At 67.3% G+C, this 455-nt stretch carries 1 protein-coding gene; it reads left to right on the forward strand.

The features are described from left to right. Positions 1-455 (forward strand): aldehyde dehydrogenase family protein (locus VSR34_RS38550; protein WP_342965250.1); only part of this gene is annotated, 455 nt, incomplete at both ends.

The raw sequence follows: 455 nt of genomic DNA on the forward strand, positions 1-455 counted from the left end.
GTGCTGAAGCCCGCCGAAGTCACGCCGCTGGTGTCGCTCGCGCTCGCGCGCATCTGCGAGGAAGCGGGCGTGCCGAAGGGTGTGCTCAGCGTGCTGCCGGGCAAGGGCTCGGTGATCGGCGACGTGCTCGTGCGTCATCCGCTCGTGAAGAAGGTGTCGTTCACGGGCGGCACCGAAGTGGGCCGCGGCATCGCGCGCATCGCGGCGGACAAGCTGATGCCGGTGTCGCTCGAACTCGGCGGCAAGTCGCCGACCATCGTGTTCGACGACGCCGATCTCGATCATGCGGTCAACGGCGTGCTGTACGGCATTTTCAGCTCGTCAGGCGAAGCGTGCATCGCGGGCTCGCGCCTGTTCGTGCAGCGCTCGATCTACGACACGTTCATGCAGCGTCTGGTCGAAGGCGCACGCAAGCTGCGCGTCGGCGATCCGTCGCGCGAGAACACGCAGATGGG

Origin of the sequence: Paraburkholderia sp. JHI2823 (genome assembly GCF_038900695.1) — a bacterium.
In the GTDB taxonomy this organism is placed as follows: Bacteria; Pseudomonadota; Gammaproteobacteria; order Burkholderiales; family Burkholderiaceae; genus Paraburkholderia; species Paraburkholderia mimosarum.